The 24,803-nt window shown below is 66.0% G+C and carries 25 protein-coding genes; 13 read left to right on the top strand and 12 right to left on the bottom strand.

Annotated features, from left to right (window positions below; all coding sequences use genetic code 11):
- Positions 1-69 precede the first annotated feature (69 nt).
- Both VGC77_RS00710 and VGC77_RS00705 read left to right on the top strand, forming a co-directional pair.
- Positions 70-2,343, top strand: a complete 2,274-nt coding sequence (locus VGC77_RS00710) for an exopolysaccharide transport family protein (protein ID WP_331169658.1) — start codon at positions 70-72, stop codon at positions 2,341-2,343.
- Positions 2,344-2,449: 106 nt separating this feature from the next.
- Entirely contained in the window at positions 2,450-3,463 is a 1,014-nt protein-coding gene (locus VGC77_RS00705) for a WecB/TagA/CpsF family glycosyltransferase (RefSeq protein WP_414709587.1), read from the top strand.
- Between the two features lie 22 nt (positions 3,464-3,485).
- Here the strand turns inward: VGC77_RS00705 and VGC77_RS00700 are convergent, their stop codons facing one another.
- From VGC77_RS00700 to VGC77_RS00680, 5 genes are all read right to left on the bottom strand, one after another.
- Positions 3,486-4,190 (bottom strand): ABC transporter ATP-binding protein, encoded by a 705-nt coding sequence (locus tag VGC77_RS00700; RefSeq protein WP_331169657.1) that lies wholly within the window; start codon positions 4,188-4,190, stop codon positions 3,486-3,488.
- Positions 4,183-4,965 (bottom strand): ABC transporter ATP-binding protein, encoded by a 783-nt coding sequence (locus VGC77_RS00695; protein WP_331169656.1) that lies wholly within the window; start codon positions 4,963-4,965, stop codon positions 4,183-4,185. The genes VGC77_RS00700 and VGC77_RS00695 overlap by 8 nt, the downstream gene beginning before the upstream one ends.
- A complete protein-coding gene (locus VGC77_RS00690) occupies positions 4,962-5,906 on the bottom strand; it encodes a branched-chain amino acid ABC transporter permease (RefSeq protein ID WP_331169655.1) in 945 nt (314 codons plus the stop codon). Before VGC77_RS00690 ends, VGC77_RS00695 begins: the two co-directional genes overlap by 4 nt.
- Before the next feature lie 3 nt (positions 5,907-5,909).
- Positions 5,910-6,782 carry a branched-chain amino acid ABC transporter permease gene (locus tag VGC77_RS00685; RefSeq protein ID WP_331169654.1) on the bottom strand — a complete coding sequence of 291 codons (873 nt, stop codon included), beginning with the start codon at positions 6,780-6,782 and terminating at the stop codon, positions 5,910-5,912.
- 200 nt (positions 6,783-6,982) lie between these two features.
- A complete protein-coding gene (locus VGC77_RS00680) occupies positions 6,983-8,182 on the bottom strand; it encodes an ABC transporter substrate-binding protein (protein WP_331169653.1) in 1,200 nt (399 codons plus the stop codon).
- A gap of 196 nt (positions 8,183-8,378) precedes the next feature.
- On the opposite strand from VGC77_RS00680, the gene VGC77_RS00675 reads away from it, so the two are divergent.
- The 5 genes from VGC77_RS00675 (at position 8,379) to VGC77_RS00655 (ending at position 11,714) form a co-directional block, all read left to right on the top strand.
- Positions 8,379-8,636: a hypothetical protein gene (locus VGC77_RS00675; protein ID WP_331169652.1), complete on the top strand. Its 258-nt coding sequence runs from the start codon at positions 8,379-8,381 to the stop codon at positions 8,634-8,636.
- A 143-nt stretch (positions 8,637-8,779) separates the two neighbouring features.
- Entirely contained in the window at positions 8,780-9,253 is a 474-nt protein-coding gene (gene paaI / locus VGC77_RS00670) for a hydroxyphenylacetyl-CoA thioesterase PaaI (protein WP_331169651.1), read from the top strand.
- Positions 9,254-9,259: 6 nt separating this feature from the next.
- Complete coding sequence (paaK, locus tag VGC77_RS00665; RefSeq protein ID WP_331169650.1) at positions 9,260-10,594, top strand: phenylacetate--CoA ligase PaaK; 1,335 nt, start codon at positions 9,260-9,262, stop codon at positions 10,592-10,594.
- A 7-nt stretch (positions 10,595-10,601) separates the two neighbouring features.
- A complete protein-coding gene (locus VGC77_RS00660; protein ID WP_331169649.1) occupies positions 10,602-11,264 on the top strand; it encodes a TetR/AcrR family transcriptional regulator in 663 nt (220 codons plus the stop codon).
- 138 nt (positions 11,265-11,402) lie between these two features.
- Positions 11,403-11,714, top strand: a complete 312-nt coding sequence (locus VGC77_RS00655) for an EthD family reductase (RefSeq protein WP_331169648.1) — start codon at positions 11,403-11,405, stop codon at positions 11,712-11,714.
- Positions 11,715-11,979: 265 nt separating this feature from the next.
- On the opposite strand, the gene paaE is transcribed toward VGC77_RS00655, so the two are convergent.
- From paaE to paaX, 6 genes are all read right to left on the bottom strand, one after another.
- A complete protein-coding gene (gene paaE / locus VGC77_RS00650; protein ID WP_414709589.1) occupies positions 11,980-13,059 on the bottom strand; it encodes a 1,2-phenylacetyl-CoA epoxidase subunit PaaE in 1,080 nt (359 codons plus the stop codon).
- A 219-nt stretch (positions 13,060-13,278) separates the two neighbouring features.
- On the bottom strand, positions 13,279-13,782 hold the full coding sequence (gene paaD / locus VGC77_RS00645) for a 1,2-phenylacetyl-CoA epoxidase subunit PaaD (protein WP_331169647.1): 504 nt from the start codon (positions 13,780-13,782) through the stop codon (positions 13,279-13,281).
- Entirely contained in the window at positions 13,776-14,552 is a 777-nt protein-coding gene (gene paaC, locus VGC77_RS00640) for a 1,2-phenylacetyl-CoA epoxidase subunit PaaC (protein ID WP_331169646.1), read from the bottom strand. Before paaC ends, paaD begins: the two co-directional genes overlap by 7 nt.
- Positions 14,553-14,719: 167 nt before the next feature.
- Positions 14,720-15,007 carry a 1,2-phenylacetyl-CoA epoxidase subunit PaaB gene (gene paaB / locus VGC77_RS00635; protein WP_331169645.1) on the bottom strand — a complete coding sequence of 96 codons (288 nt, stop codon included), beginning with the start codon at positions 15,005-15,007 and terminating at the stop codon, positions 14,720-14,722.
- A gap of 295 nt (positions 15,008-15,302) precedes the next feature.
- The gene (paaA, locus tag VGC77_RS00630) at positions 15,303-16,304 is read right to left on the bottom strand and encodes a 1,2-phenylacetyl-CoA epoxidase subunit PaaA (RefSeq protein WP_331169644.1); all 1,002 of its coding nucleotides are present in this window, start codon (positions 16,302-16,304) and stop codon (positions 15,303-15,305) included.
- A gap of 87 nt (positions 16,305-16,391) precedes the next feature.
- A complete protein-coding gene (gene paaX, locus VGC77_RS00625; RefSeq protein WP_331169643.1) occupies positions 16,392-17,258 on the bottom strand; it encodes a phenylacetic acid degradation operon negative regulatory protein PaaX in 867 nt (288 codons plus the stop codon).
- A gap of 260 nt (positions 17,259-17,518) precedes the next feature.
- Here paaX and iorA point away from each other — a divergent pair, with 260 nt between their 5' ends.
- The 6 genes from iorA (at position 17,519) to VGC77_RS00595 (ending at position 24,198) form a co-directional block, all read left to right on the top strand.
- On the top strand, positions 17,519-19,339 hold the full coding sequence (iorA, locus tag VGC77_RS00620) for an indolepyruvate ferredoxin oxidoreductase subunit alpha (protein ID WP_331169642.1): 1,821 nt from the start codon (positions 17,519-17,521) through the stop codon (positions 19,337-19,339).
- Entirely contained in the window at positions 19,336-20,259 is a 924-nt protein-coding gene (locus VGC77_RS00615; protein WP_331169641.1) for a 2-oxoacid:acceptor oxidoreductase family protein, read from the top strand. Before iorA ends, VGC77_RS00615 begins: the two co-directional genes overlap by 4 nt.
- A complete protein-coding gene (locus VGC77_RS00610; protein ID WP_331169640.1) occupies positions 20,256-21,416 on the top strand; it encodes a 2-oxoacid:acceptor oxidoreductase subunit alpha in 1,161 nt (386 codons plus the stop codon). Before VGC77_RS00615 ends, VGC77_RS00610 begins: the two co-directional genes overlap by 4 nt.
- Positions 21,416-22,255, top strand: coding sequence for a 2-oxoacid:ferredoxin oxidoreductase subunit beta (locus VGC77_RS00605; RefSeq protein ID WP_331169639.1), 840 nt, complete (start codon positions 21,416-21,418; stop codon positions 22,253-22,255). The genes VGC77_RS00610 and VGC77_RS00605 overlap by 1 nt, the downstream gene beginning before the upstream one ends.
- Positions 22,255-22,812, top strand: coding sequence for a 2-oxoacid:acceptor oxidoreductase family protein (locus tag VGC77_RS00600; RefSeq protein WP_331169638.1), 558 nt, complete (start codon positions 22,255-22,257; stop codon positions 22,810-22,812). Before VGC77_RS00605 ends, VGC77_RS00600 begins: the two co-directional genes overlap by 1 nt.
- A gap of 72 nt (positions 22,813-22,884) precedes the next feature.
- Entirely contained in the window at positions 22,885-24,198 is a 1,314-nt protein-coding gene (locus VGC77_RS00595) for a phenylacetate--CoA ligase (protein WP_331169698.1), read from the top strand.
- A 49-nt stretch (positions 24,199-24,247) separates the two neighbouring features.
- Here the strand turns inward: VGC77_RS00595 and VGC77_RS00590 are convergent, their stop codons facing one another.
- Positions 24,248-24,487 (bottom strand): hypothetical protein, encoded by a 240-nt coding sequence (locus tag VGC77_RS00590; protein WP_331169637.1) that lies wholly within the window; start codon positions 24,485-24,487, stop codon positions 24,248-24,250.
- Between the last annotated feature and the right edge of the window lie 316 nt (positions 24,488-24,803).

The following is a 24,803-nucleotide window of genomic DNA, read 5'->3' as shown; positions in this document are numbered from 1 at the left end:
GCGGCCACGTGTGATGGAAGATGATGGCATTGTCCGATGAGAGCACCGGCACAACGGAAGCAGGGACCAATGCTGGCCTATGATCAGCCGATAGCCGCGCCACCCCTGACCAAGTCGCGCCCGGCGAGGCCCGCGGGCTTCACCGTCGCCGAACTGGTCGAGGCGCTGTGGCGCCGCAAGGCGGCGATCGCGATGGCGGCGCTGATCGGCGGCTGTGTGGCGGTGATGATCGGCAAGAGCCTGACGCCGCGCTACGTGGCGACGGCGCAGCTTTACGTCGATCCCCGCGAGTTGCAACTGGTCGATCGCGAGCTGACGCCGCGCGCGCAGGACGTCTCCGGGCTGGCCATGGTGGTGGAAAGCCAGGCCCGCCTCATCACGTCGAACAACGTGCTATTGCCGGTGATCGAGCAGCTTCGGCTCGAACAGGATCCGGAGTTCGGCGGCGCCTCGGACGGGCTGTTCGGCGCGCTGCTGGGACTGGCGGGCTTCGGCGGCAAAGCCGCGGTCGATGCCAACGCCGTCAAGATGTCGGTGCTGGAGAACCTTAACCGCCACATTGCCGTGAAGCGCGCCGACCGCACCTTCATCGTCGATATCGACGTCTGGTCGCGCGACCCGGCGAAGGCCGCCTTGCTCGCCAACGCGGTGTCCGCGGCCTACCTCGCGGAGTCCAGGCAGTCGCAGGCCGCGGCGGCGCGGCGCGCCACCACCGACCTGTCGGGGCGTCTGACGGAACTGCAGACCAGGCTGCGCAGCGCGGAAAACGCGCTGGCGGTCTACAAGGCGCAGAACAATTTCGTCGGCACCCAGGATACCCTGGTCAGCGACCAGCAACTTTCGGCCAGCACCCAGCGGCTCGCGGCGGCGCGCGCGCAGACGCTCGACGCTCAGGCCCGCTACGATCAGATGGAGAGCAGCCGGCGGGCCGCCAGCGACGCCGGAGCGATCCCCGAGGCGCTGCAATCGCCCACCATCGCCAGCCTGCGGTCGCAATATGCCGAGACGCGACGCCGCTACGCCGAACTGCTCGGCGAATTGGGGCCGCGGCATCCGGCGCTGAAGAACATGGAAAAGCAGGTCGACGACCTGCGCCGAACCCTCACTGAAGAGGTCAACCGCTTCGCGCAGTCGGCCAAGAACGATCTGACCCGGGCCCGCGACTACGAGGCGTCGCTGACCAAGGCGCTGGAGGAGCAGAAACGCCAGAGCGTCGATCTCAGCCAGGCTTCGGTCCGGCTGCGCGAGCTGGAACGCGACGTCGACGCCAGTCGCAATATCTATCAGTCGTTTCTGAAACGCTCGCGGGAAACCGAGGAACAGGAAAGCCTGAACACCTCGAGCGCGCGGATCATCGGCGAGGCGAGCCCGCCGCAGCGGCGGATCTTCCCGCCCGCCATGAGCATGCTGGCGATGCTCGGCCTGGCGCTCGGCGGCCTGGCGGCGGCGGCCGGGACGCTCGTGCTCGAACAGTTGCGCAGGCCGCAGCCGGTGCCGCCGCCACCGCCGCCCGGCGCGCCCGACACCAGCCCGCCGTCGGCGCCGAACCCGGTGGGCGGTCCGCAGCCCGGCGCGAAGCTTGCGCCGGTGTTGCTGGAAAAGCCGCTGATCGCCCGGCTGCAACCGACCGATGTGCTGATGACGCTGAACGGGATCCTGTCCGGCGCCGACACCGCCGACGTCACCCGCATCGGCTGGCCGACGCTGCGCCCGGGGATTCCGATTACCCCGTTCCTGGATGCGATGCGTCAGATCCGCACCGCCGCAGTGCGACGGTCCGGGGGAGCTGCCCCGGTGATGGCCGTGGTCGGACCGGACAGCGGCGAGGATCGGGCGATCGCCACTCTCAACATCGCGCTCGCGGCCGCGCGCGACGGCGCCAAGGTGCTGCTGATCGACGCCGATCCGGCGCTGCACGCCTTGTCCGACAAATTCGCTGCGGCCGGGCCCGGCCTCACCGAAACGGCGCCGCCGCTCGTGACCGTCAACGGCATCAGCGTGCTGACGCTGCCGAAAGCGCCGGACGCCAAGCTGAACGCCAAGCTGAGCACCAAGGCGCGCGCCGGGGCGATCCGCACCGCGATCGCGCAGGCCCGCGCCGCGCAGAGCTATGATCTGGTGATCCTCGATGGCCCGACGCTGCCCGGTCACGATTGGCATCGCGAGCTGCTGGCCCCGAACGACAATATCCTCGTGGTGCTGCCCGGCAGCCTGGATATCAACCGCTGCATGGACGACGTCATCGCCGCGCTGCAGGGGGCCGAACGCGACATCATCGGCGTTGTGATCTATGAACTTCCGTCCAGCAGCGACAATTATCAGCCGGCTCGGCAGTCCGCCTGACGAGGCGCAGCCGTCCAATAGCTCAAACAGCACACAAGAATTTCACTTGAAATCATCGCAATTTTTCCGGGCTAATTTGCTACATGCGCTTAACCTTTTTTCTTGAATGGCATGGACGGCGAGGGCGCCGTTGATAGAATTCGCTGGTCTTCCGGGTGAGCCATGGGAGGGGCGTCCATGTGCCGTGCCGATTGCGAGAACTCAGATGTCAAAGCAGCCCGACTCGGACGATCCATTGATTGAAAGCGCGGTTGTATTTGAGCAACGCGCCCCTGACCGTCGCGATGCCGCCTTCGACGCGACCCGCACGGCGCCTGAGATCGAACGGCGGGTGTCCGGGGACCGCAGGAAGAATCGCTTCCAGAACTGGCGCCACATCATGGTGGGCGGCTTGCCGGTGGCCGTGGTCGACACCCGTGAATCCGCCAAGGCGATTGTCGACGAGGCCATGAAACGCCGCGGCCTTTGGCGATACCCGGCCTATATCACCTCCACCAATGGCGAAGTGACGTCCCGCGTCGCGTTCGACGAGGCCGAGCGTTCGTTGTTCCTGAAGGCCGATGCGATCCACGCCGATGGGATGCCGCACGTCTTCGCCTCGCGAATGAAGTGCGAGGTTGCGCTTCCGGAGCGCGTCGCCACCACCGATCTGTTCTTTGACGTCGCGGCGGAAGCCTGCAGCCGCGGCGCGACGATGTTTCTGCTCGGCGCCACCGAGCTCGCAAACAGCATCGCCGTGGAGCGCATCCGCGAGCAATTCCCCGGCATCAAGCTGGTCGGCCACCGCCATGGCTTCTTTGCCGATGAGCAGGAAGAAATCGCGGTCTGCAACCAGATCGCCGCGCTGCAGCCGGATATTCTTTGGGTTTCGATGGGAGTTCCGCTCGAGCAGAAGTTTGTGGTCCGCCACCGCAGCCGATTGACCTCGGTGGGGGTGATCAAGACCTCGGGAGGATTGTTCGACTTTCTGTCGGGCTTGAAACCGCGGGCTCCGGCGTGGATGCAGGCGATCGGATTCGAATGGCTGTGGCGGTTGGCGCTGGAGCCGAAGCGGCTGGGCTGGCGCTATCTGAAGACCAACCCGCTGGCGCTCTATCTGCTGCTGACGAAATCCAAGTAGCAGCGGACGGCGGGGCGGCCGCTCAATCGAACCCCAGATGGGCCGATTTCACCTTCGGGTCGGATAATAGATCCGAGGCCGGGCCGCCGTGGACGATCCGCCCGGTCTCGATGACATAGCCGCGGTCGGCAATCTCGAGTGCGGCCGCGGCATTCTGTTCGACCAGCAACACGGTGATGCCGTCGCTGCGCAACGCCACCACCGCGTTGAGGATCTGATCGACCAACAGCGGCGCCAGCCCGAGCGACGGTTCATCGAGCAGCAAAAGTTTTGGTTTGCCCATCAGCGCGCGGCCGATCGCCAGCATCTGCTGCTGGCCGCCCGACAAGCCGCCGGCCGCCTGGTGCCGCTTGTCCTTCAGCACCGGAAACATCGCGAAGATCTTTTCGCGGTCGGCCTCGATCTCCGCATCGCGGCGCAGATAGCCGCCGAGCCGCAGATTGTCCTGCACGCTGAGCGGGCCGAACACCTGGCGGCCCTCCGGCGATTGCAGGATGCCGCGTGCCACCCTGTGATGCGGCGACAATTTGTCGATGCGCTCGCCGAGAAACCGGATCTCGCCAGCCGTGACCGGCTGCACGCCGCTCAATGCGCGCAGCAGCGTGGTCTTGCCGGCGCCGTTGGCGCCGATCAGCGCCACCACTTCGCCGGCGTGCACGCTAAGGTCGATGCCGTGCAGCACCGCGATGCGGCCGTAGCCGCTGCAAAGACCCGCGACCTCAAGCACGCGTCGCCTCCCGCGCGCCGTGCTTGCCGAGATAGGCTTCCAGCACCGCGGGATCCTGCCGCACCTCAAACGGATCGCCCTCGATCAGCGGTCGGCCCTGCACCAGCACCAGGATGCGATGCGAGATCTTCATCACCAGCTTCATGTCGTGCTCGACCAGCACCACCGCGATGCCCTGGGCGGCGACGCGGCAGATCAGCCGGTCGATCTCTTCGGTTTCGACCGCGTTGCAGCCGGCCGCCGGCTCGTCCAGCAGCAGCACGCGCGGCTCGGCGGCGAGCGCACGGGCGATCTCCAACCGCTTGCAGGCGCCGTAGGACAACGCGCCGGCCAGCGCGTCGGCGCTATCACGCAATCCGACCTGCTCGAGATAACCGAGCGCAGCGTTGCGCGTCGCCCGGTTCTGCCGCGTCACGGAGGGCAGCCGCAACAGGTCGGCGAACAGGTTGCAGCGTTCCTGCAGATGGCGGCCGACCATGACGTTTTCGGCCGCGGTCATGCGCTGGAAGATCTGCAGGTTCTGGAAGGTGCGCGACAGCCCGCGCGCCGCCAGCGCGTCCGGCGTGAGGTTGGTGACATCGCGGCCGCTCAGTTCGACGCGGCCGTGGCTTGGCCGGTACATTCCGGAGATGACGTTGAACAGCGTGGTCTTGCCGGCGCCGTTGGGGCCGATGATGGAGAAGATCTGGCCGGGCGTCACCGCAAAGCCGACGCCGTCGATCGCCTTGACGCCGCCGAACGAGATGCCGATGTCGCTGACCTTGAGGATTGTCATCGCCGCGCCCGCGTCAAAAGCATCCATGCCGTCGGCACCATGCCGTCGCGCATGAAGATCATCGACAGAATGATGATCAGCCCCAGCATCAGGTTCTCATACTCTTGGAACACGGTGAGCAGTTGCGGCAGCACGATCAGCACCGCGGCGCCGACGATCGAGCCGATCACCGAGCCGAGGCCACCCAGCACCACCATGGTGACCAGTTCGATCGAATGCAGGAAGCCGGCCTGATCCGGATTGATGAAGCCGTTCATCATCGCCAGCGCCGAACCCGCGATCGAGCCATACACCGCGGCGATCACGAAGGCCTGTAGCTTGAAGCGATTGACGTCGATGCCGGTGACGCGGGCGGCGATCTCGCTGTCGTGCAGCGCGCGAAAGGCGCGGCCGGTCGGGGTGTCGTCGAGATTGAGTGCGATCCAGGCCCCGATCAGCAACAGCGCGCCCGTGATCCAGTACCAGGTGGCCGAGCCCGCGGCGCGGCAGCCGAACAGCGACAATTTCGCCACCGCCATGCCGTCCGGCCCGCCGGTCCACCGGCTTTCGGTGCTGATCACCATCGCCACCAGCACGCCGAGGCCGAGCGTGGCGATGGCGAGATAATGCCCCTTCAGCCGCAGGATCGGCCGGCCGACCAGATAGGCCAATAGCGCCGAGAGCGCGGCGCCGATCACAAGCGCGGCCAGCGACGGCAGGCCGAAGCGCGCCGGCAGAATCGCCACCGCATAAGCGCCGATGCCGAAGAACCCGGCATGGCCGAGGCTGACCTGGCCGGCCTTGCCCATCAGGATGTTGAGCCCGATCGCAGCAAACGCCGAGACCCAGACCAAGGCGGCGACCCGCAGATAATAGCTCGAGGGAAACACTAGCGGCAGCAGCGCGATGATTGCGGCGAGCACAATCAGGACGACGTAGCGGTGGTTGAGCCGTGCCGGCATCACTCAGACCCGGTCGACGCCGCGGCGGCCGAACAAGCCTTGCGGTGCGACGAACAACACGCCGAGGATGACCAGGAAGGCAAAGGCGTCCTTGTAGGTCGAGGAGATGTAGCCGGCGCCGAAGGCTTCGAGGAGGCCAAGCAGCAATCCGCCGGCGACCGCGCCGAGCGGATTGCCCATGCCGCCGAGCATCGCCGCGGCAAAGCCTTTCAGCGCCAACAGCGTGCCGACGTCATAGCTGGTCAGGGTGATCGGCGTGATCAGAATGCCGGCGACGGCGCCGATCGCCGCCGAGCCGCCGAACGCCAGCGCCATCACGGTCGAGGTGTTGATACCGACGAGCTTTGCGGCGAGCCGATTGGCCGCGGTCGCCACCACCGCCTTGCCGAGCAGCGTGCGCTCCATGAACAGATACAGCAAGAGCACGATTACCGCGGCGCCGCCGAGCACCCAGAAACTCTGCTTTTGCACCGCGGCGCCGAACAGCTCGACCGGCGCGTCGCCGGAGAAGGCTGGCAATTTGTGGAACTGCTTGTCGAACACGATCTGCGCCGCGCCGCGCAGCAGGATCGAGGCGCCGATGGTGATGATAATCAGCGACACCGCCGAGGCGCCGCGCGCCGGCGCGATCGCGCACCAATACAACAATAGCCCGACCGCGATCGCGACGCCGATCGCGATCAGTCCGGCCAACGGCAGCGGCACGCCGGCGGCCGCGGCGAACACCGTCACCATGCCCCCCAGCATGACGAATTCGCCCTGCGCGAAATTCACCACGTCGGAGGCGTTGTAGATCAGCGTGAAGCCGAGCGCGACCAGCGCATAGACCGCGCCGACCGTCAGTCCGGAGACCAGGAATTGCAGGAATTCGGACATCAGGTTCGGAGGTTGCGACCGCGATGGTCGGGGGTGAGGATTCGATACGGCCGTGCTGTTAGCAACGATGTCATTCCGGGGCTTGAGAGCGACAGCTTGGGCGAACCCGGAATCTCGAAATTCAGCAAGCAGCAGATTCCGGGTTCGCTCGCGCTTGGGGCTCGCGCCCCGGAATGACGGCTTTGTGTGCGCGCAACCGCTCAGCTGCTCGACGGCAGCAAGGTCCAGTCGCCGCCTTTGACCTCCAGCATGCGGAACGCCGACAGGTCGAGGCCGAGGTGATCGGTCGGCGACATGGTGACGATGCCGCCGGTGCCGACGAAGCCGGTGGTCTTCTCGATCTCGTCGCGGATCTTTTTCGGGTCGGTGGAGTTCGCCCGCTTGATCGCCTCGACCAGAATGAACAGCCCGTCATAGCCGTGGCCGCCGAAGGTCGAGACCGGCTGCTTGGTGACGTCCTCATAGGTATTCTTGTAGTCGACCACGACCGGCTTCTGCGGATCGCTGTCCGGCAGCTTGTCGCCGACCAACAGCGCCGCGGCCGGCAGCCGCACGCCTTCCGCCGCCGGGCCGGCGAGTGCGATGAAGCTCTTTGAGGCGACGCCGTGGCTCTGGTACAGCGGCACGGTCTGCATGCCGAGCTGGGCGTAGTTGCGGGTGACGATCGCCGGGCCCTGGCCGAAGCCCGGATTGACCACCGCCTGGACGCCGGCGGTGCCCTTGATCTTGGTGAGCTGCGCGGTGATGTCGCTGTCGCGCGGGCCGTAGGTTTCCTCGGTGACGATCTGCACGCCGTAAGTCGGCGCCACCTTGACGCATTGCGCGCGCATCGAGGAGCCGAAGCCATCGGTGCCGGAGATCAGCGCCACCTTGGTGAAGCCGCGCTGCTTGATGTTCTCGAAGATCTTCTCACAGGCCATCTTGTCGGTGTGCGGCGTCTTGAACACGTATTTGCGCACCGGCTCGATGATTTCGATCGCGCCGGCCAGCGAAATGAACGGGATCTGCGCTTCCTCGAACACCGGGATCATTGCCATCGTGGTGCCGGTGGTCGAGCCGCCGACCATCGCCACCACCTTGTCGTCCTCGATCAGCCTCGTGGCGAAGGTGCGGGCCTTGCTGGCATCGCCGCCGTCGTCATAGACCACCAACTCGATCTTGTTGCCACCGACGCCGCCGGCGGCGTTGATCTTGTCGACATAGAGCTTCAGCGTCTTGTCCTCGGGATCGCCGAGAAACGACGCCGGCCCGGTGATCGACAGCACCGAGCCGAGTTTGATAGTCGCTTGCGCGAAGGCCGAAGGGATGATGGCAAGACCGGCGACCGCGACGGCCGCGAGCAGGCGGGTGATGTGTCGGCGGGTGACATGCGAAGGCGGCAAACGCGACGGTCGCGTCATTCGAAATTCCTCCCTGAGTGGCTGCCCGCTTCTTCGAACGAGCTTGGCCGGCGCAAACTGACGCATCTTATACGGCGTTGCCGGCGCCGATCGCACGTCATGCTTTCGGCTAGCAATATAATTGACCGGACGGTTGGTCAATAGTAACGTGCTGCTGCAACGGTGAGCAACTAACAAGCCGATGCGGAGTTCAAGGGTGGAAATAGCTCTGGTTCTGACGGAGATCCGTGACGGACATCGCGTCGTCACGCTCCAACGCTCCGACCGTCTCAACGCCTTCAATGCCGAGCTACACGCGGCGGGGCATTTCGCCGCCCAGCCGACCGCAGGATTGGCGCTGATCAAGCAGGCACGCGACGCGTCCGACAGCAACAGCCTCGATCAGCAGTTCGACCTCGAATGCAAATTGCAGGTCCTATGGCGTTTCGAGCGAAGTGGGTCCCGGTTCGCGTGAAGAAAACGCGTCAGAATAACAATCTAGAGCTTCGGTTCTGATTCGATCAGAACCGGATCTCTAGCCTGCCGCGCGCCGGACGACGCCGAAGCCGTCGTGGCGTTCTTCGCCAAACCGCCGCCGCGCTTCATCGGGAGACAATGATGCACGCACGCAACCCCATCGATCGGCTCGACCCGCAGGTGCTGGCGCAGGCCTGCGCCGACGTCATGCAGTGCGAGGACCGCGCCACCAAGACGCTCGGCATTGCGCTCGTGCGGGTCGGCCCCGGCGAGGCGGTGCTGACCATGACGGTGCGCGAGGAGATGGCCAACGGCCACGGCATCTGCCACGGCGGTTTCATCTTCACGTTGGCGGATTCCGCCTTCGCCTATGCCTGCAACAGTCACGGCCAGCGCACCGTGGCGCAGCACTGCGCGGTGACCTTTGTGCTGCCGGTGCATGCCGGCGCCACGCTCACCGCGCACGCCGTCGAGCGTTCCAGGGCCGGCCGCGGCGGCATCTATGATGTCACCGTGCGCGCCGGCGACAATGTGGTCGCGGAGTTTCGCGGCCACTCGCGTACCGTCGCCGGCGATCTGTTGACGCCGGACACCGCCACACCTCAAGAGCGATAGGCCGTCATGGTGGGAATTCCTCTGCGCAAACTCGGTCAGCTCGCCCCGGCACCCGCGACGCTCGATCGTTACGAGCGCGCCTCGGTCGACGAGCTACGCACCTGGCAATTGTCGCAGCTGCGCTGGTCGCTGCGCCACGCTTACGACCGCGTGCCGCATTATCGCAGGAAATTCGCTGCTGCCGGTGTACACCCCGACCACCTGACCTCGCTCGACGATCTGGCGAAATTTCCGTTCACCACCAAGGCCGACCTGCGTGACAACTACCCCTACGGGATGTTCGCGGTGCCGGAGCACGAGGTGACGCGGGTGCATGCCTCGTCCGGCACCACCGGCAAGCCGACCGTGGTCGGCTACACCAAGGGCGACATCGAGATCTGGGCCGACGTGGTGGCGCGCTCGATCCGCGCCGCCGGCGGTCGCCCCGGCATGAAGCTGCACAACGCCTATGGCTACGGCCTGTTCACCGGCGGGCTTGGCGCGCATTACGGCGCGGAGAAGCTCGGCTGCATGGTGATCCCGGTGTCCGGCGGCATGACCGAGCGGCAAGTGCAGCTGATCACCGACTTCAAGCCCGACATCATCATGGTGACGCCGTCCTACATGCTGGCGATCCTCGACGAATTCCGCCGCCAGGGCATCGACCCGCGAAAGTCATCGCTGAAAGTCGGCATCTTCGGCGCCGAACCCTGGACCAACGCGATGCGCGAGGAAATCGAGCAGGCGTTCGATCTGCACGCCGTCGACATCTACGGGCTGTCCGAAGTAATCGGCCCCGGCGTCGCCTCGGAATGCGTCGAGACCAAGGACGGCTTGCACGTCTGGGAGGATCATTTCTATCCGGAGGTGATCGATCCCGACACCGGCCGCGTGCTGCCGGACGGCGAGCAGGGCGAGCTGGTGTTCACCTCGCTGACCAAAGAGGCGATGCCGGTGGTGCGCTATCGCACCCGCGACCTGACGCGGCTGCTGCCGGGAACCGCGCGCAGCATGCGGCGCATGGAGAAGGTCACCGGGCGGACCGACGACATGATCATCCTGCGTGGCGTCAATCTGTTTCCGAGCCAGATCGAGGAGAAGCTTCTGACCATCTCCGCGCTGTCGATGCACTATCAACTGGTGCTGACCCGGACCGGCCGGATGGACGAACTCGAAGTGCACGTCGAGGCGCGGCCGGATGCGGCGGCAACCGAGCTGCGCGCCGCCGCGGCGGGCCGGCTGGAACAGGCGATCAAGCACAGCATCGGCATCACCACGCGGGTGATCATCCGCGATCCTGACAGCATCGAACGCTCGGCCGGCAAGGCCAAGCGCATCGTCGATCGCCGGCCGCTGACCTAGGGGCGCCATGGCACGTCCCCGCGCCAGCAATTACGACGACAAGCGCCGCGCTATTCTGGAGCGCTCCGCGGAATTGTTCTCCGAATACGGCTACGACCGCGCCTCGATGAACAGCATCGCCGCGGCCTGCGGGGTATCGAAGGCCAACCTCTATCATTACTACGCGGACAAGGACGAACTGTTGTTCGACGTGATCCGAACGCATCTCGAGGCGCTGCGGGCGGTGGTGCAGGCGGCGCAGCGCCCGGAGTTTGCGCCCGACGTGCAATTGCGCGAACTGGTCGCGGCGCTGCTCGAAGCCTATCGCGACGCCGACGCCCAGCACAACGTGCAGATCTCCAGCCTACGGTTTCTGTCCGGCGAACGGCAAGCCGCGCTGAAGGACATCGAACGCGAGTTGGTGCGGATGTTTTCCGACGCGGTCGCGGCGGTGGCGCCGCAGCTCAACCACACTCCCCTGCTGAAGCTGGTGACGATGTCGCTGTTCGGCATGGTGAACTGGCACTATCTCTGGTTCAGCGAGCAGGGCTCGGTCAGCCGCGCCGACTATGCCGAACTGGTGACACGACTGATCGCCGACGGCTCGCGCGATCTTCTGGCACGCGCGCCGTCGATGACCGCTCATACCCGCGATCCCGGTTCAGCAGCAGGGGTTTCGCATGACGCTTGAAAGCGACCTCGGCGGCCGCTGGATCGCCGGCCGCGACCGACGAGCTTAGGACCACGAACTCGGTGCACGCTGATTGATGTGGCGGGGCGATTGCGGCTAAGCTACCGTCGATAACCAACAATAACAGCGGAGGAAGCGATGATTCTCGTCACGGTGATGTATCCGGCCGGAACCGAATCGACATTCGATCTCGATTATTATCTGCACAAGCATATTCCGCTCTTGAAACAGCATTGGTCGCCGCTCGGCATGAGCAATGTCCAGGTGCTGCGCGGCATCGGCAAACCCGACGGCATCGCGCCGGACTACCAGATGATGGCGCTGTTGACCTTCGAATCGCTCGACGCCTTCAAGGCCGCCGGCAAGGCGCATGGCCGCGAGATCTTCGCCGACATCCCGCACTTCTCCAACAGCCAGCCGTCGCTGCAGATCAACGATATTTTGCAATAGGACCGGGGTGGGTTGAGCTGTTCGATGGGCTGCGCTGTTCAAGTGGAATGATGTAGCGACCAATATTGAACCGTCATTCCGGGGCGCGCGCAGCAAAGCTGCGAGCGAACCCGGAATCTCGCGACACGTCCAAGTCGTCCCCAGCGGCAAGATTCCGGGTTCGCCCGGGCTATCGCCCTCGCGCCCCGGAATGACGATGGGGTTGTTGGTCGAGCGTCGCTTTCACTCGGCAGCCGCTCACCCGCAGGCGCCTCATACGCGGGCGTCACACCGCGTCGTAATCGATCACCACGCGGTCCGACACGGCATGGGCCTGGCAGGTCAGCACGAATCCGGCTTTCAGCTCCCACGGCTCCAGCGCGTAGTTGACGTCCATGTGTGTCTTGCCTTCGACCACCTTGGCGCGGCAGGTCGAGCACATCCCCCCCTTGCAGGCATAGGTCAGGTCGAGGCCGGCGCGCAATGCTGCGTCGAGGATGGCTTCCCTTTCGGCAACGGGCACGTCCTTGCGCTTGCCGTCGATGATCAGCGACGCGATCGCCTTGGGCGGCGCTTCCGGCGCGACCACCGGGGCGGGCCGCGGCTTGCCGCCGGAACCCGCGACGAAGCGTTCGACGTGCACGCGATCCTCCGGCACGCCGAGCCCGGCGCAGGTCGAAGCGATTTCCTCGCTCATCGCGCTGGGGCCGCAGATGAAGACGTGATCGATCGCCTGCGCCGGCAGCATCGCGCGCAGCAGCAGCGTCACCCGCTCGCGGTCGAGCCGGCCGTGCAGGATCGGCAGCTCCTGCTCCTCTTGTGACAAGACATGAAACACCGCAAAGCGCGCCATGAAGCGGTCCTTCAGATCCTGCAGCGCTTGGCGAAATAGAATGTTCGAGGTCGTGCGATTGCCGTAGAACAGGAAGAACCGGCTGTTCGGCTCGCGCGCCAGGATGCCGCGGATGATCGAGATCAAGGGCGTGATGCCGGAGCCGGCGGCGAAGCCGACATGGATCCGCGCCTGATCCGGTACGTGCGCCACGCCGAACCGGCCGGTCGGCGTCATCACCTCGATCTCGTCGCCGGATTTCAGCTGCTCCAACGCAAAGCCAGAGAACACGCCGCCATTGACCTTCTTCACCGCGATGCGCAGCTCGCGATCGTCGGGGCCGGAGCAGATCGAATAGGAGCGCCGCAGTTCTTCGCCGTCGAGCGTGGTGCGCAGCGTGAGGTATTGTCCCGGCGCGAAGGCGTAGTCGGCGGCGAGCTCATCGGGGATCGTAAAGCTCATCGACACCGCGTCTTGCGTTTCGCGACGCAAGTCGGCAATCGCCAGGCGATGGAATTTCGGGGTGTGGGACATCATCATTCGCTCAACTCACCGTCCGATAGACATGAAAGACAGAGTCATTCCGGGCACGAGGCCGAAAGGCCGAGCGAACCCGGAATCTCGCGACGTGCCCCGGCCCATCAACCCGCGGCAAGATTCCGGGTTCGCTCGCAGCGAACTGCTCGCGCCCCGGAATGACGGCGGATAATATAGCGAGCTCCTGAGCAGCTTCGGACGTCATGTCGCAAGTCATCAATGGCATTTGAAGTAATCGAACGGCTCGCGGCAATTGCGGCAGCGCCACAGCGCCTTGCAGGAGGTCGAGCCGAATTCCGACAGCAGCTCGGTGGCGGTCGAGCCGCATTGCGGGCAGGCGACCTGTTGCTCGCCGAACAGCGCGCGGCGGCCGCCGCCCGCAACCGGCGGCGCGATGCCGTAGTCGCGCAGCTTGCGGCGGCCGTCGTCGCTCATCCAGTCGGTGGTCCAGGCCGGCGACAGCACGGTGGTGATCTTCGGATCGCGGATGCCTTCGCGTGCCAGCGCCAGTTCGATCTCGAGCGCGATCATGCTCATCGCCGGGCAGCCGGAATAGGTCGGCGTGATCGCCACTTCGACATGACCATCGGTCACCGTAACGTCGCGCAATACTCCGAGGTCTTCGATGGTCAAAACCGGAATTTCCGGATCGACCACCGTGGCAGCGGCAGTCCAGGCGCGCCGCCGCAGATCGCCGATGTCGCGGGCAAGCGTTACCATGTCGCCCCCGGAAAGCTGCGCTGCAGCCACTGCAATTCGCAAAGCAGATGGCCGAGGTGTTCGCTGTGCTGGCCGGCGCGGCCGCCCTTCTGCATCCACTCGGAACTCGGGCGGCGCAACGTCGCCCGCTCAAGCACGCTCGCGATGGTGTCGGACCAGCCGGCGCGCAGGCGCTCCGGGTCGATCGCGATGCCGTCTTTGATCAGCGCAGCGTCGCTCTCGTCGGTATGAAACAACTCGCCGGTGAAGGCCCACAGTTCGTCGACCGCCACCTGGGTGCGGCGATGACTTTCGTCGGTGCCGTCGCCGAGCCTGATCACCCATTCGGACGCGTGGCGCAGGTGATAGGCGCTTTCCTTTTCCGACTTCGCGGCGATCGCCGCCAGCGTCGGATCGGTGGAGCCCATCATCGCCCGCCAATACGGATCGGCAAACGCCGAATAGAACAATTGCCGCAGCATGGTGCGGGCGAAGTCGCCGTTCGGCTGCTCGACCAGCAGCAGGTTGCGATATTGCCGGACGTCGCGCAGATAGGCGAGGCTGTCCTCGGTGTTGGCCGCGCCCTCGGCCTGCGCGGCGTAGCTGTAGAGTTCGCGCGCCTGGCCGATCAGGTCGAGGCCGATATTGGCCAGCGCCATGTCCTCTTCCAGCATCGGCGCGTGACCGCACCACTCGGACAGCCGATGGCCGAGGATCAGCGCGTCGTCGCCGCGGCGCAGCGCGTAGTTGACCAGCGGGGTTTCGGCGATTGCGATCGATGCGGTGGCCATATCGTTCAACGTCCTTCTGCGTGGGCGACAATCGCGATGCGATAGCTGCGTCATTGCTGTGAGCGAAGCGACGAAGCAATCCAGGGCCGCATGTGATGCCGCTGGATTGCTTCGCTCATCGGCTAGCGCTTCGCGCCCGCCGGTGGCTCGCAATGACGCGGAGGCGCTTACATATGCCCGACTTCCTCCGGCACCTCGTAGAACGTCGGATGGCGATAGATCTTGGACTGCGCCGGTTCGAACAGCATGCCGACCTCGGCCGGGTCGGAGGCGGTGATGGCGGTGGACGGCACCACCCAGATCGACAGGCCTTCGCCGCGCCGGGTGTAGACGTCGCGCGCCGCCTGCAGCGCCAGCGTGGCGTCGGCAGCGTGCAATGAGCCGGCGTGCTTATGCGCGAGCCCGTTGCGGCTGCGGATGAACACTTCCCAGAGCTGACTGTTCGGCTCGCTCATGATGGGCTCCTGCTTTGCGGATCTATCGTGGCCTATATCGCGTGGTCTCGATCAGTTATGAACTCTGTGCCGCCGCATCGGCAGCGCGCTCCCCTCCCCCTTGCGGGGAGGGGTCGGGGGTGGGGGAAGCCACGGTCGAGCGGCTCGCCGCACCCCCACCCCGGCCTCCGCTGCCGACGATGCTGCGCATCGCCGGCGCTCGGCCGACCCTCCCCCGCAAGGGGGAGGGATTGAACTGCGGCCGCGACCGTAAGGGGCGTTGTCCATGAGCTGTGCGCTCGTCATCGCCCAGCGCTCACGCCGCAGCTGCGTTGGCCGTCTTGCGCCGCGTGCGCTGTTTGTCGGCATAGGCGGCTGCCGCTTCGCGCACCCAGGCGCCGTCGTCATGGGCCTTGCGGCGCGCCACCAGGCGATCGCGGTTGCACGGCCCAAAGCCGGCCAGCACGTCGGAAAATTCCTGCCAGTCGATCGCGCCATAGTCCCAATGCTGCGTCGCTTCGTTGAAGCGCAGCTCAGCGTCGGCGATCGTCAGCCCGAGATAATGCGCCTGCGGCACCGTGGCATCGACGAATTTCTGTCGCAGCTCGTCGTTGCTGAAGCGCTTGATCTTCCAGCGGGTGGATTGATCGCCGTGCTGGCTCGCCTGGTCCGGCGGACCGAACATCATCAGGCACGGCCACCACCAGCGGTTCAGCGCGTCCTGCGCCATCGTCTTTTGCTCCTGGGTGCCGCGCGACAGCGTCAGCATGGTCTCGTAGCCCTGGCGCTGGTGAAAGGATTCCTCCTTGCAGACCCGGATCATCGCCCGCGCATAGGGGCCGTAAGAGCAGCGGCTCAGCGGGATCTGGTTCATGATCGCCGCGCCATCGACCAGCCAGCCGATTGCGCCGATGTCGGCCCAGCTCAGCGTCGGGTAGTTGAAGATCGAGGAGTATTTCGCCTTGCCGCTCAACAGCTGGTCGACCAGCTCTTCGCGCGACGAGCCGAGGGTTTCGGCGGCGGCATAGAGATAAAGGCCGTGGCCGCATTCGTCCTGCACCTTGGCAAGCAATGCCGCCTTGCGGCGCAGCGTCGGCGCCCGGGTGATCCAATTGCCTTCCGGCAGCATGCCGACGATTTCGGAATGCGCGTGCTGCGAGATCTGCCTGGTCAGCGTCTTGCGATAGGCCTCAGGCATCCAATCGTTGGGCTCGATGCGCTGCTCCTCGGCGATGCGCGCTTCGAACCGCGCCGATTGCCCGGCGTCTTCCAGGTTCCGCTCGTCGCTCTGCGGCGCATTGAGGGCCTGGGTATACATGGCGCTCGGCTCCCTAGGGTCTTGTTATCTGCAACATATAACATAAAACGGCTATTGCAAGTCATTCTTGTAACATATTTCCGGCCGCTAGCGAAACCGCAGCGCCAGTTCGCGGCCCGGCGGCGGCAGCGGGCCGGAGGCGCTTTCGCCATGATTATCAAGCCATTGCTCGGAGGCCGGCAGCAGCGCGCGATAGATTGCTCCGCAAAACGCGCGGGCCGGCGGTGCCGGCCAATCCGCCGGCAGCAGCGCGTCCGGCAGCAACGGATCGCGCAGGATGACGCGGCGGTAGTGATGGATCAGCAGGATGCGCGCCAGCATGGCGTCCGCCGGCTCGAGCGCTTCGGCGCCCTCGACCCAATCTTGCAGCGGCGCAAAGGTCTTGAGGAAATCGCGGTACGAGGCGGCGATGGCCTCCAGGGGCCAGCTTGCGCCGATCAGCCGCCAGCCCATGGCGTCGTCGGCGCTCGCCGCGAGCCGGATCGTGCCTTCCGCCAGCGCCGGCACCGCGACGCCTGACGGCGCCACCCATACCCCGGGCATCGGATTGCCGAAGCCGGCCTCGCTCAGGACCGCGCGCGACGCTTCGCGGTCGGCGCCATTGCCGATCAGCAGCACTTCGAACCGCCCCGCCGCGGTCGACGGTTGCGGATTATAGACGTGGCGGACCGCCAGTTCGAAGCGGTCCCGCCCATCGGCCGCGAGCTTGTAAAAGCTCTTGCGGCCGATCTTGTCGCGCGCCAGCCAGCCGTCGGCGGCGAGCCGCGATACCGCGGTGCGCACCACGCCACCGTCGGTGTCGAGCAGTTCGAGAAACTGCAACAGCGTGCCGAGCCACAGCGATCCGCCGCGCGGCAGGATCGCATCGCCATAGAAGGTGATGATCAGTGATCCGGTGCGTGACGGTTCACGCTTGAAACGGTTGACGATGCGCGACAACGGATGAGCGGCCATGGCGATAGCCGTAACGGATTTTGCGGCGCACGCCAAATCTCGCGAAGAACTCGCATCAGGGCGGGCGCGGCGGCGGCCCGATCGCGGCTCAGAACGAGTAGCAAGCGCCGCGCCTGACGCCGCCTGCAACAACATTGATCAGCGTATGACTAAGGCATGAGCTGCCGTTGACATAGCTCAATTACGTTCAGAGGTAGATTTGGAATGGTGTGTACCTTGGGCTGATCGCCGCGGCGGCGTACGCTGAAGGAGGCTACGCAATGCATACACCACGGCGATCGACCGAGCCATTGCAGCGCGAGGCTAGCGAGTACCGCCCGCTCACCGGCAACGAAGCGATCGCCCGCGGCGCCTGGGAAGCTGGCGTCAAGGTCGCCGCCGGCTATCCCGGCACGCCCAGCACCGAAATCCTGGAAAATCTCGCGAGCTATCCGCGCGACGACGTTCACGCGCAATGGTCGACCAACGAAAAGGTTGCGCTCGACGTCGCGATCGGCGCGTCGTTCACCGGGCAGCGCGCGCTGGCCTCGATGAAGCATGTCGGCCTCAACGTCGCCGCCGACGCGTTCATGACGGTAGCCTATATCGGCGTCAACGGCGGCCTGGTGCTGACGGTGTGCGACGATCCCGGCATCCACAGTTCGCAGAACGAGCAGGACAGCCGGATCTATGCGATGCTGGCCTCGGTGCCGGTGCTGGAGCCGTCCGACGCCCAGGAGGCGCTCGACTACACCAAGCTGGCGTTCGAGATTTCGGAACGCTTCGATACCCCGGTGATTGTGCGCGGCACCACCCGGCTGTCGCATACCCGCAGTCCCGTCGCGGTCGGCGAACGGGTCGCGCCGCCGCCGCGCGGCTTTGTCGAGAAGCCTTCGAAGAACGTGATGATCCCGGCGCATGCGCGGGCGCGCCATCTCGCGGTGCTGGAGCGTGAGGAACGGTTGAAGGAGTATTTCGCCGATTCGGCGCTGAATTCCTGCGAAATCACCGACACCAGCTTCGGCATCGTCACCGCCGGCACCTGCTACCCTTACGTCCGCGAAGTGCTGCCCGACGCCAGTGTGCTGAAGCTCGGCGCGTCCTGGCCGTTGTCGGACAAATTGCTGCGGGATTTCTGCGAATCGGTCGACCGGGTGTTCGTGGTCGAAGAGCTCGAGCCGGTGATCGAGAAGGAAATCGCAGCTCTCGGCTTTGCGGTGTCGGGCAAGTCGCTGTTCCCGCGCGCCGGCGAGTTCTCGCCGGAAGTGGTGCGCGCCGGCTTCGTCAAGGCCGGCCTGCTGGCGCCGCAGCCGGTCTCCAACGGCTGGACGCCCGAACTGGTGGTGCGGCCGCCGGTGCTGTGCGCCGGCTGTCCGCACACCTCGAGCTTCCTGGCGGTGCGCGCCGCCGGCGCCCGCGTCGCCGGCGACATCGGCTGCTACACGCTGGGCTGCCTCGATCCGCTGCGCGGCCTCGATACCTGCGTGGCGATGGGCTCCTCGATCGGCAACGCCATCGGCATGTCGAAGGCCGGCGAGACCAAGCCGATCGTCGCCACCATCGGCGACTCGACGTTCCTGCACGCCGGCCTGCCGGCGCTGATCGACGCGGTCTACAACCAGGCCAACATCGCGGTGATGCTGCTCGACAACCACATCACCGCGATGACCGGCGGCCAGGAACATCCCGGCACCGGCAAGACCTTGCGCGGCGAAGTGGCGCCGCAGATCGACTACGCGGCGTTGATTCGCGCCATCGGCGTCAAATGGGTCCGCACCGTGGATTCCTACGATCTCGCCGCGACGCAGCAGGCGCTGCGCGAGGCGATCGCTTATCGCGGCGTCGCGGTGCTGATTTCCAACCGTCCCTGCGTGCTAGATCCGGTGAAGATCAAAGGCCCGCCGCTCGAAATCCTCGCCGGGCAATGCACCGCGTGTCAGTCCTGCATGAATCTCGGCTGCCCGGCGCTGACCTGGAGCGATCAATGGTTCGAGGGTCGGCACCGGGTCAAGATTGACCCTGCGCTGTGCATCGGCTGCACGCTGTGCGCCCAAGTCTGCACCGTCGACTGTATCAAGATTGCAGCGGCGGTGACGCCATGAGTGAACCCGGCATCGAGGTCTCGCTCGCGGTCGCGCCGCTCGCCAGCAAGCCGCCGTTCAACGTGCTGATCGTCGGGGTCGGTGGCCAGGGCGTCATCATGGTCTCAAAGGTGCTGGCGGCGCTGGCGCAATGGCGCGGCTTCGAAGTCAAGCAGAGCGAAGTGCACGGCATGGCCAAGCGCGGCGGCTCGGTGTTCAGCCACGTCCGCTTCGGCAAGCGGGTGTGGTCGCCGACCATCAGCAAGGGCGAGGCCGACGTGCTGGTAGCGCTGGAATGGGCCGAAGGACTGCGCTGGCTGCCGTTCCTGAAACCCGACACCGGCATCTTCATCTGCGACACCAAGCGGATCGTGCCGCCGTTCGCCTGCCTCAACCGCAAGCCCGGCGCGGCGCTGCGCTATTCGCGGGAAACCGCCGGCGAGGTGGCGAGCTATGTCGCCGAAGGCTATGCGATCGACGCCACCACCATGGCGGAGGAGCTCGGCAACGAACGCGCCGCCAACGTCGTGCTGCTCGGCGCATTGTCGAACGCGCTGGATTTCCCGGTCGAGGACTGGGAGACCACGGTCGCCGAATTCGTGCCGAAGAAAACCGTCGCGGTCAATCTCGAAGCATTTCGGCTCGGCCGCACCTGGGTCGCCGAAGCCCGCACGCCGGCGGCAGCGGCGCCGGCGCTGCACGCGCCGCTCGCCGCGCCCTATACGCCGCGGCTGGAGATCAACGCCGACTGGTGCAAGAGCTGCGACATCTGCGTCAAGCTGTGTCCCGAACGTTGCCTGACATTGAACGCCGAGCGCGTCGCCGAACTGGCTGCGCCGGAGAAATGCACCGGCTGCCGGCTGTGCGAATGGCTGTGCCCGGATTTCGCGATCCGGGTGCATCTCGATCCGCATGCCGCGGCAGAAGGGAATGCGCGATGAACGTGCACGACAAATCGCTGAGCAAGCCGACCGCGACGCTGTTGTCCGGCAACAGCGCTTGCGCGCAGGGTGCGGTCGCCGCCGGCTGCAAGTTTTTCGCCGGCTATCCGATCACGCCGTCGTCGGAAATCGCCGAAAAGCTGGTCACGAGTTTGCCACAAGCCGGCGGCGTGTTCATCCAGATGGAAGACGAGATCTCGGCGATGGCCGCGGTGATCGGCGCCTCGATGGGCGGCGTCAAGGCGATGACCGCGACCTCCGGTCCCGGCTTCTCGCTGAAGCAGGAAAACATCGGCTACGCCGCCGGCGCGGAAATTCCCTGCGTGATCGTCAACGTGATGCGCGGCGGCCCTTCCACCGGCATGCCGACGCGGCCGTCGCAGGCCGACATCATGCAGACAAGGTTCGGCAGCCACGGCGACTATCCGATGATCGTGCTGGCGCCGGCCTCGGTGCGCGAGATCTACCAGGAAACCATCCGGGCCTTCGACCTCGCCGAGATCTGCCGCATCCCGGTGATCGTACTGTACGATCAGGTGATAGCGCAGTCCTCGGAGACCGTGGCGCTTGCCGCGCCATCCGGTCCGCGCGCCGAACGCAAATGGGCGAGCGGCCCGCGCGCCGACTACAAGCCCTATGCGGCCGGCGTCGACGGCATCCCGGCGATGCCGCGCCCCGGCGACGGCTATCGCACCCACACCACCGGGCTGACCCATGGCGAGAACGGCTTTCCGACCCAGAACCCGGACGCGGTCGAGCGCGCGATGTCGCGGCTGTATTCCAAGCTCGACCACCACCGCGAGCTGATCGAGTCGTGGGAAGCGATCCGCTGCGAGGACGCCGACGTGGTGATCGTCGCGATCGGCATCAGCGCCCGCGCCGCCAAGCGCGCCGTTGAGATTTGCCGCGCCGACGGCGTCCATGTCGGGTTGTTCCGCCCCATCACGCTGTGGCCGTTCCCGGAAGCCGCGCTACGCGAAGCCACCAAGGGCGCCCGCGCCGTGCTGGTGCCGGAGCTCAACATTGGTCAATTGCGGCTCGAGGTCGAGCGGCTGCTCGGCCGCCATCGCGTCGAGGGCCTGCATCAGTTCAGCGGCGAGCCGATCACGCCGGCGCAGATCGCCGCGCGCACCAACACGCTCGCCTCGGAGGCCTGATGTTCACCGACGCTGCGAATTTCGACGTCCGTGATTATCTCCGCAAGGAGATGATGCCGCATTTCCTTTGCCCGGGCTGCGGCCACGGCATCGCGCTGCGCGCGCTGCTGTGGGCGCTGCACGATCTCGACATCGACCGCGACAGGCTCGCCGTGGTGAGCGGCATCGGCTGCGCCGGGCGGCTGTCGGCCTATATCGACGCCAACACCTTCCACACCACCCACGGCCGGCCCTTGGCCTATGCCACCGGGCTGGCGCTGGCGCGGCCCGATCTGCATGTCGTGGTGATCAGTGGCGACGGCGATTGCCTGGCGATCGGCGGCAATCATCTGATCCACGCCTGCCGGCGCAATCTGAAAATCACCTGCCTGATGCTCAACAACGAGATCTACGGCATGACCGGCGGCCAGGTGTCGCCGACCACCTCGGAATCGCGGCTGACCACGACGACGCCGCTCGGTAACACCGAGCCGAATTTCGACGCCTGCGCGCTGGCGACCGCGGCGGGCGCCGGCTTCGTCGGCCGCGAGGTGACGCGCCACGTGCCGAAGCTCAAGGAGCTGATCAAGGCCGGGCTCGAACATCCCGGCTTCGCCTTTGTCGAAGTGCTGTCGGATTGTACCGAGGTATTCGGCCGCAAGAACGATCTCGGCTCCTCGCCGGAAATGATCATGCGCCAGAAGAGCGAGATTCGCCCCAGCGCCTATCGCGACACGGTCGACACCCCGTTCCACTCGACTTCGCTGCCGACCGGCATCCTGACCCAAAACGACCGTCCGGAATATGGCGCGGCGTATCGGCGTGCCGCGGCGGCCGCGGCCGCGAAGGGAGCCAAGTGATGCCCCATTCGCGGATCGAACTGCGCTTCGGCGGCACCGGCGGTCAGGGGCTGATCCTCAGCGGCAAGATGCTGGCCGACGCGCTGGCCGCGGAAGGCAAGCACGTCGCGCAGTCGCAGACCTATGAGCCGACCTCGCGCGGCGGCTTCTGCAACGCCGACCTGGTGGTCGCCAACGGCGAGGTCGACTATCCGCTGCCGATCGCCTTCGACTACCTGGTGCTGCTCGACAAGCTCGCCATCAAGCCGTCCTGGCCGCGGATCAAGCCGGACGCGCTGGTGATCGCCGACACCAGGCTGTGTCCAGAGCTGCCGGACGGCGGCACTCCGCGGCACCATCTGCCGCTCAGCCGCACCGCGCTGGAACTCGGCAATGAGCGCGTCACCAACATCGTGGCGCTCGGCGCGTTGATCGCGCTCAGCAAGATCTGCAACCGTCAATCGATCGAGCGGGTGGTGCGTGCGGGGTCGCCGCGCGCCTTCCTCGATCTCAATCTGGACGCGCTGGCGGCCGGCTATGCCTTGGCCGCGGCGCCGGTTGCGGCGGCGGCGTCATAGTTCGACCGACACGAGCGAAATAACGATCGACGGGAGATCGACTTGGTACAGGCACAGACGGCGGCACGCGAGATGCCGATCTTCATGTTCGATCGCGCCGCCGAGACCCTGCCGCGGGCGCAGCTCGCCGCACTGCAGCTCGAGCGGCTGAAGAAGACGCTGGAGCGGGCCTATCGCGCGGTGCCGCATTATCGCGCTAAGTTCGATGCCGCCGGCGTCAGGCCCGACGATCTGACATCGCTCGCCGACATCGCCCGGTTTCCGCTGACGCAAAAGACCGACCTGCGCGACAACTATCCGTTCGGCATGTTTGCGGTGCCGCGCCAGCAGCTATTGCGGATTCACGGTTCGTCCGGCACCACCGGCAAGCCCACCGTGGTCGGCTATACCCGGAACGATCTCGCCATCTGGTCGGAGCTGATGGCGCGCTCGATGGCCACGGCTGGCGCGCTGCCGGATGACATCGTGCACAATGCCTATGGTTACGGCCTGTTCACCGGCGGCCTCGGCGCGCATTACGGCGCCGAACGGCTGGGCTGCACCGTGGTGCCGGTGTCGGGCGGCGGCACCGAGCGGCAGGTCTCGCTGCTCAAGGATTTCGGCGCCAACGTGCTGTGTTCGACGCCGTCCTACGCGCTCAACATCGCCGAAGTCGCCGAGCAGGTGAATGCTGATCTGCGGCATGCGCCGCTGCGGCTCGGGCTGTTCGGCGCCGAGCCGTGGAGCGACGCGATGCGGCGCGACCTCGAGGCGCGGCTCGGCATCCGGGCGATGGACGTCTATGGCCTGTCCGAGATCATGGGCCCCGGCGTGGCGTGCGAGTGCCACGTCGAGCAGAACGGCCTGCACGGCTGGGAGGATCATTTCCTGTTCGAAACCATCGATCCGGAAACCCTGCAGCCGCTGCCGATCGGCGCGGTCGGCGAATTGGTCATCACCACGCTGACCAAGGAAGCGCTGCCGATGATCCGCTACCGCACCCGCGATATTACCCGGCTCAGCAACGAACCGTGCAGCTGCGGCCGCAGCCACGTCCGCATCATGCGCGTCACCGGGCGCGACGACGACATGCTGATCATCCGCGGCGTCAACGTGTATCCGTCGCAGGTCGAATCGGTGCTGGTCGGCTTCTCCGGTATTGCGCCGCACTATCAATTGGTACTGACGCGCGAAAAGGCGCTCGACACCATGACCGTCGAGGTCGAGATGGCCCCGGACGCAGCGCTCGACGACGCCGGCCGGCTGCGTAAGGCCGCCGAGGTGACGCATCACATCAAGTCGCTGATCGGCGTCACCTGCAAGGTCGCGGTGAAATCGCCGGGCGAGGTGCCGCGGTCGCAGGGCAAGGCGGTGCGGGTGAAGGATCAGCGCAACGTCGCGTCGTGAGCGGCGGCGGGCAGACGGTGCGCGCGATCGTCCGCGCGGGCGGCCGATCTCAGAACTTCGACGCCACCGAGGTTTCGACGCTGGTGCGGCTGTCAGTGCTGACGGTGGTCTTGGCGGGATCGAGGAACAGGATTCGCGCCGTGATCAGCCCGGCGACCACGATCCAGAATGCCAGCGCGCCGAGCCAGACGCTGCCGCGCGTCGCTGTCTCCGGGCGGGGCATCGACCAGGAGAAGCCGTCGTCGCCGGCACGGTGGATAGCGGCAAGATGCGAATTTCGGAGCGGCATGGCGGCACCTGGAGCGGAAAAACCCGTGCTTCTAAAATGCCTTGGCGCTGCATTTCTTCAAGAGAACGGCTCGCCATAGTTGGCCCGCGAAGGAGATGTTTCTTCCCCTGCGTGACGCCAAAAGAGTAGACTGTTCTTTTCGGCGAAAACTGCCGCCGGGACGTCGCAATCAACCCCATAGCAATCCGCCGGCCGGGCCTCCACGGCGCGATTTGCCAGGAAGTCTTATATAAGACATAAGTAGGGGCTCAGAAGCGATGCGGGCCGCCGGCCGCCGGCAGTGGCCGGCCCCGGACGGCCCTTGGCAGTCGGCAGC

The organism is Rhodopseudomonas sp. (assembly GCF_036404135.1).
GTDB lineage: Bacteria > Pseudomonadota > Alphaproteobacteria > Rhizobiales > Xanthobacteraceae > Rhodopseudomonas_A.
Note: the sequence above shows the minus strand (reverse complement) of the source record. Positions and strands in the feature narration are given on the sequence as shown.

What these genes read in the sequence shown, in the direction of transcription:
- VGC77_RS00710 (WP_331169658.1), top strand. Translation starts at nt 70, where the DNA reads ATGCTGGCCTATGATCAGCCGATAGCCGCGCCACCCCTGACCAAGTCG.
- VGC77_RS00705 (WP_414709587.1), top strand. Translation starts at nt 2,450, where the DNA reads ATGGCATGGACGGCGAGGGCGCCGTTGATAGAATTCGCTGGTCTTCCG.
- VGC77_RS00695 (WP_331169656.1), bottom strand. Translation starts at nt 4,965, where the DNA reads ATGACAATCCTCAAGGTCAGCGACATCGGCATCTCGTTCGGCGGCGTC.
- VGC77_RS00690 (WP_331169655.1), bottom strand. Translation starts at nt 5,906, where the DNA reads ATGCCGGCACGGCTCAACCACCGCTACGTCGTCCTGATTGTGCTCGCC.
- VGC77_RS00685 (WP_331169654.1), bottom strand. Translation starts at nt 6,782, where the DNA reads ATGTCCGAATTCCTGCAATTCCTGGTCTCCGGACTGACGGTCGGCGCG.
- VGC77_RS00680 (WP_331169653.1), bottom strand. Translation starts at nt 8,182, where the DNA reads ATGACGCGACCGTCGCGTTTGCCGCCTTCGCATGTCACCCGCCGACAC.
- paaI (WP_331169651.1), top strand. Translation starts at nt 8,780, where the DNA reads ATGCACGCACGCAACCCCATCGATCGGCTCGACCCGCAGGTGCTGGCG.
- paaK (WP_331169650.1), top strand. Translation starts at nt 9,260, where the DNA reads ATGGTGGGAATTCCTCTGCGCAAACTCGGTCAGCTCGCCCCGGCACCC.
- VGC77_RS00660 (WP_331169649.1), top strand. Translation starts at nt 10,602, where the DNA reads ATGGCACGTCCCCGCGCCAGCAATTACGACGACAAGCGCCGCGCTATT.
- VGC77_RS00655 (WP_331169648.1), top strand. Translation starts at nt 11,403, where the DNA reads ATGATTCTCGTCACGGTGATGTATCCGGCCGGAACCGAATCGACATTC.
- paaE (WP_414709589.1), bottom strand. Translation starts at nt 13,059, where the DNA reads ATGTCCCACACCCCGAAATTCCATCGCCTGGCGATTGCCGACTTGCGT.
- paaD (WP_331169647.1), bottom strand. Translation starts at nt 13,782, where the DNA reads ATGGTAACGCTTGCCCGCGACATCGGCGATCTGCGGCGGCGCGCCTGG.
- paaC (WP_331169646.1), bottom strand. Translation starts at nt 14,552, where the DNA reads ATGGCCACCGCATCGATCGCAATCGCCGAAACCCCGCTGGTCAACTAC.
- paaB (WP_331169645.1), bottom strand. Translation starts at nt 15,007, where the DNA reads ATGAGCGAGCCGAACAGTCAGCTCTGGGAAGTGTTCATCCGCAGCCGC.
- paaA (WP_331169644.1), bottom strand. Translation starts at nt 16,304, where the DNA reads ATGTATACCCAGGCCCTCAATGCGCCGCAGAGCGACGAGCGGAACCTG.
- paaX (WP_331169643.1), bottom strand. Translation starts at nt 17,258, where the DNA reads ATGGCCGCTCATCCGTTGTCGCGCATCGTCAACCGTTTCAAGCGTGAA.
- iorA (WP_331169642.1), top strand. Translation starts at nt 17,519, where the DNA reads ATGCATACACCACGGCGATCGACCGAGCCATTGCAGCGCGAGGCTAGC.
- VGC77_RS00615 (WP_331169641.1), top strand. Translation starts at nt 19,336, where the DNA reads ATGAGTGAACCCGGCATCGAGGTCTCGCTCGCGGTCGCGCCGCTCGCC.
- VGC77_RS00610 (WP_331169640.1), top strand. Translation starts at nt 20,256, where the DNA reads ATGAACGTGCACGACAAATCGCTGAGCAAGCCGACCGCGACGCTGTTG.
- VGC77_RS00605 (WP_331169639.1), top strand. Translation starts at nt 21,416, where the DNA reads ATGTTCACCGACGCTGCGAATTTCGACGTCCGTGATTATCTCCGCAAG.
- VGC77_RS00600 (WP_331169638.1), top strand. Translation starts at nt 22,255, where the DNA reads ATGCCCCATTCGCGGATCGAACTGCGCTTCGGCGGCACCGGCGGTCAG.
- VGC77_RS00595 (WP_331169698.1), top strand. Translation starts at nt 22,885, where the DNA reads ATGCCGATCTTCATGTTCGATCGCGCCGCCGAGACCCTGCCGCGGGCG.
- VGC77_RS00590 (WP_331169637.1), bottom strand. Translation starts at nt 24,487, where the DNA reads ATGCCGCTCCGAAATTCGCATCTTGCCGCTATCCACCGTGCCGGCGAC.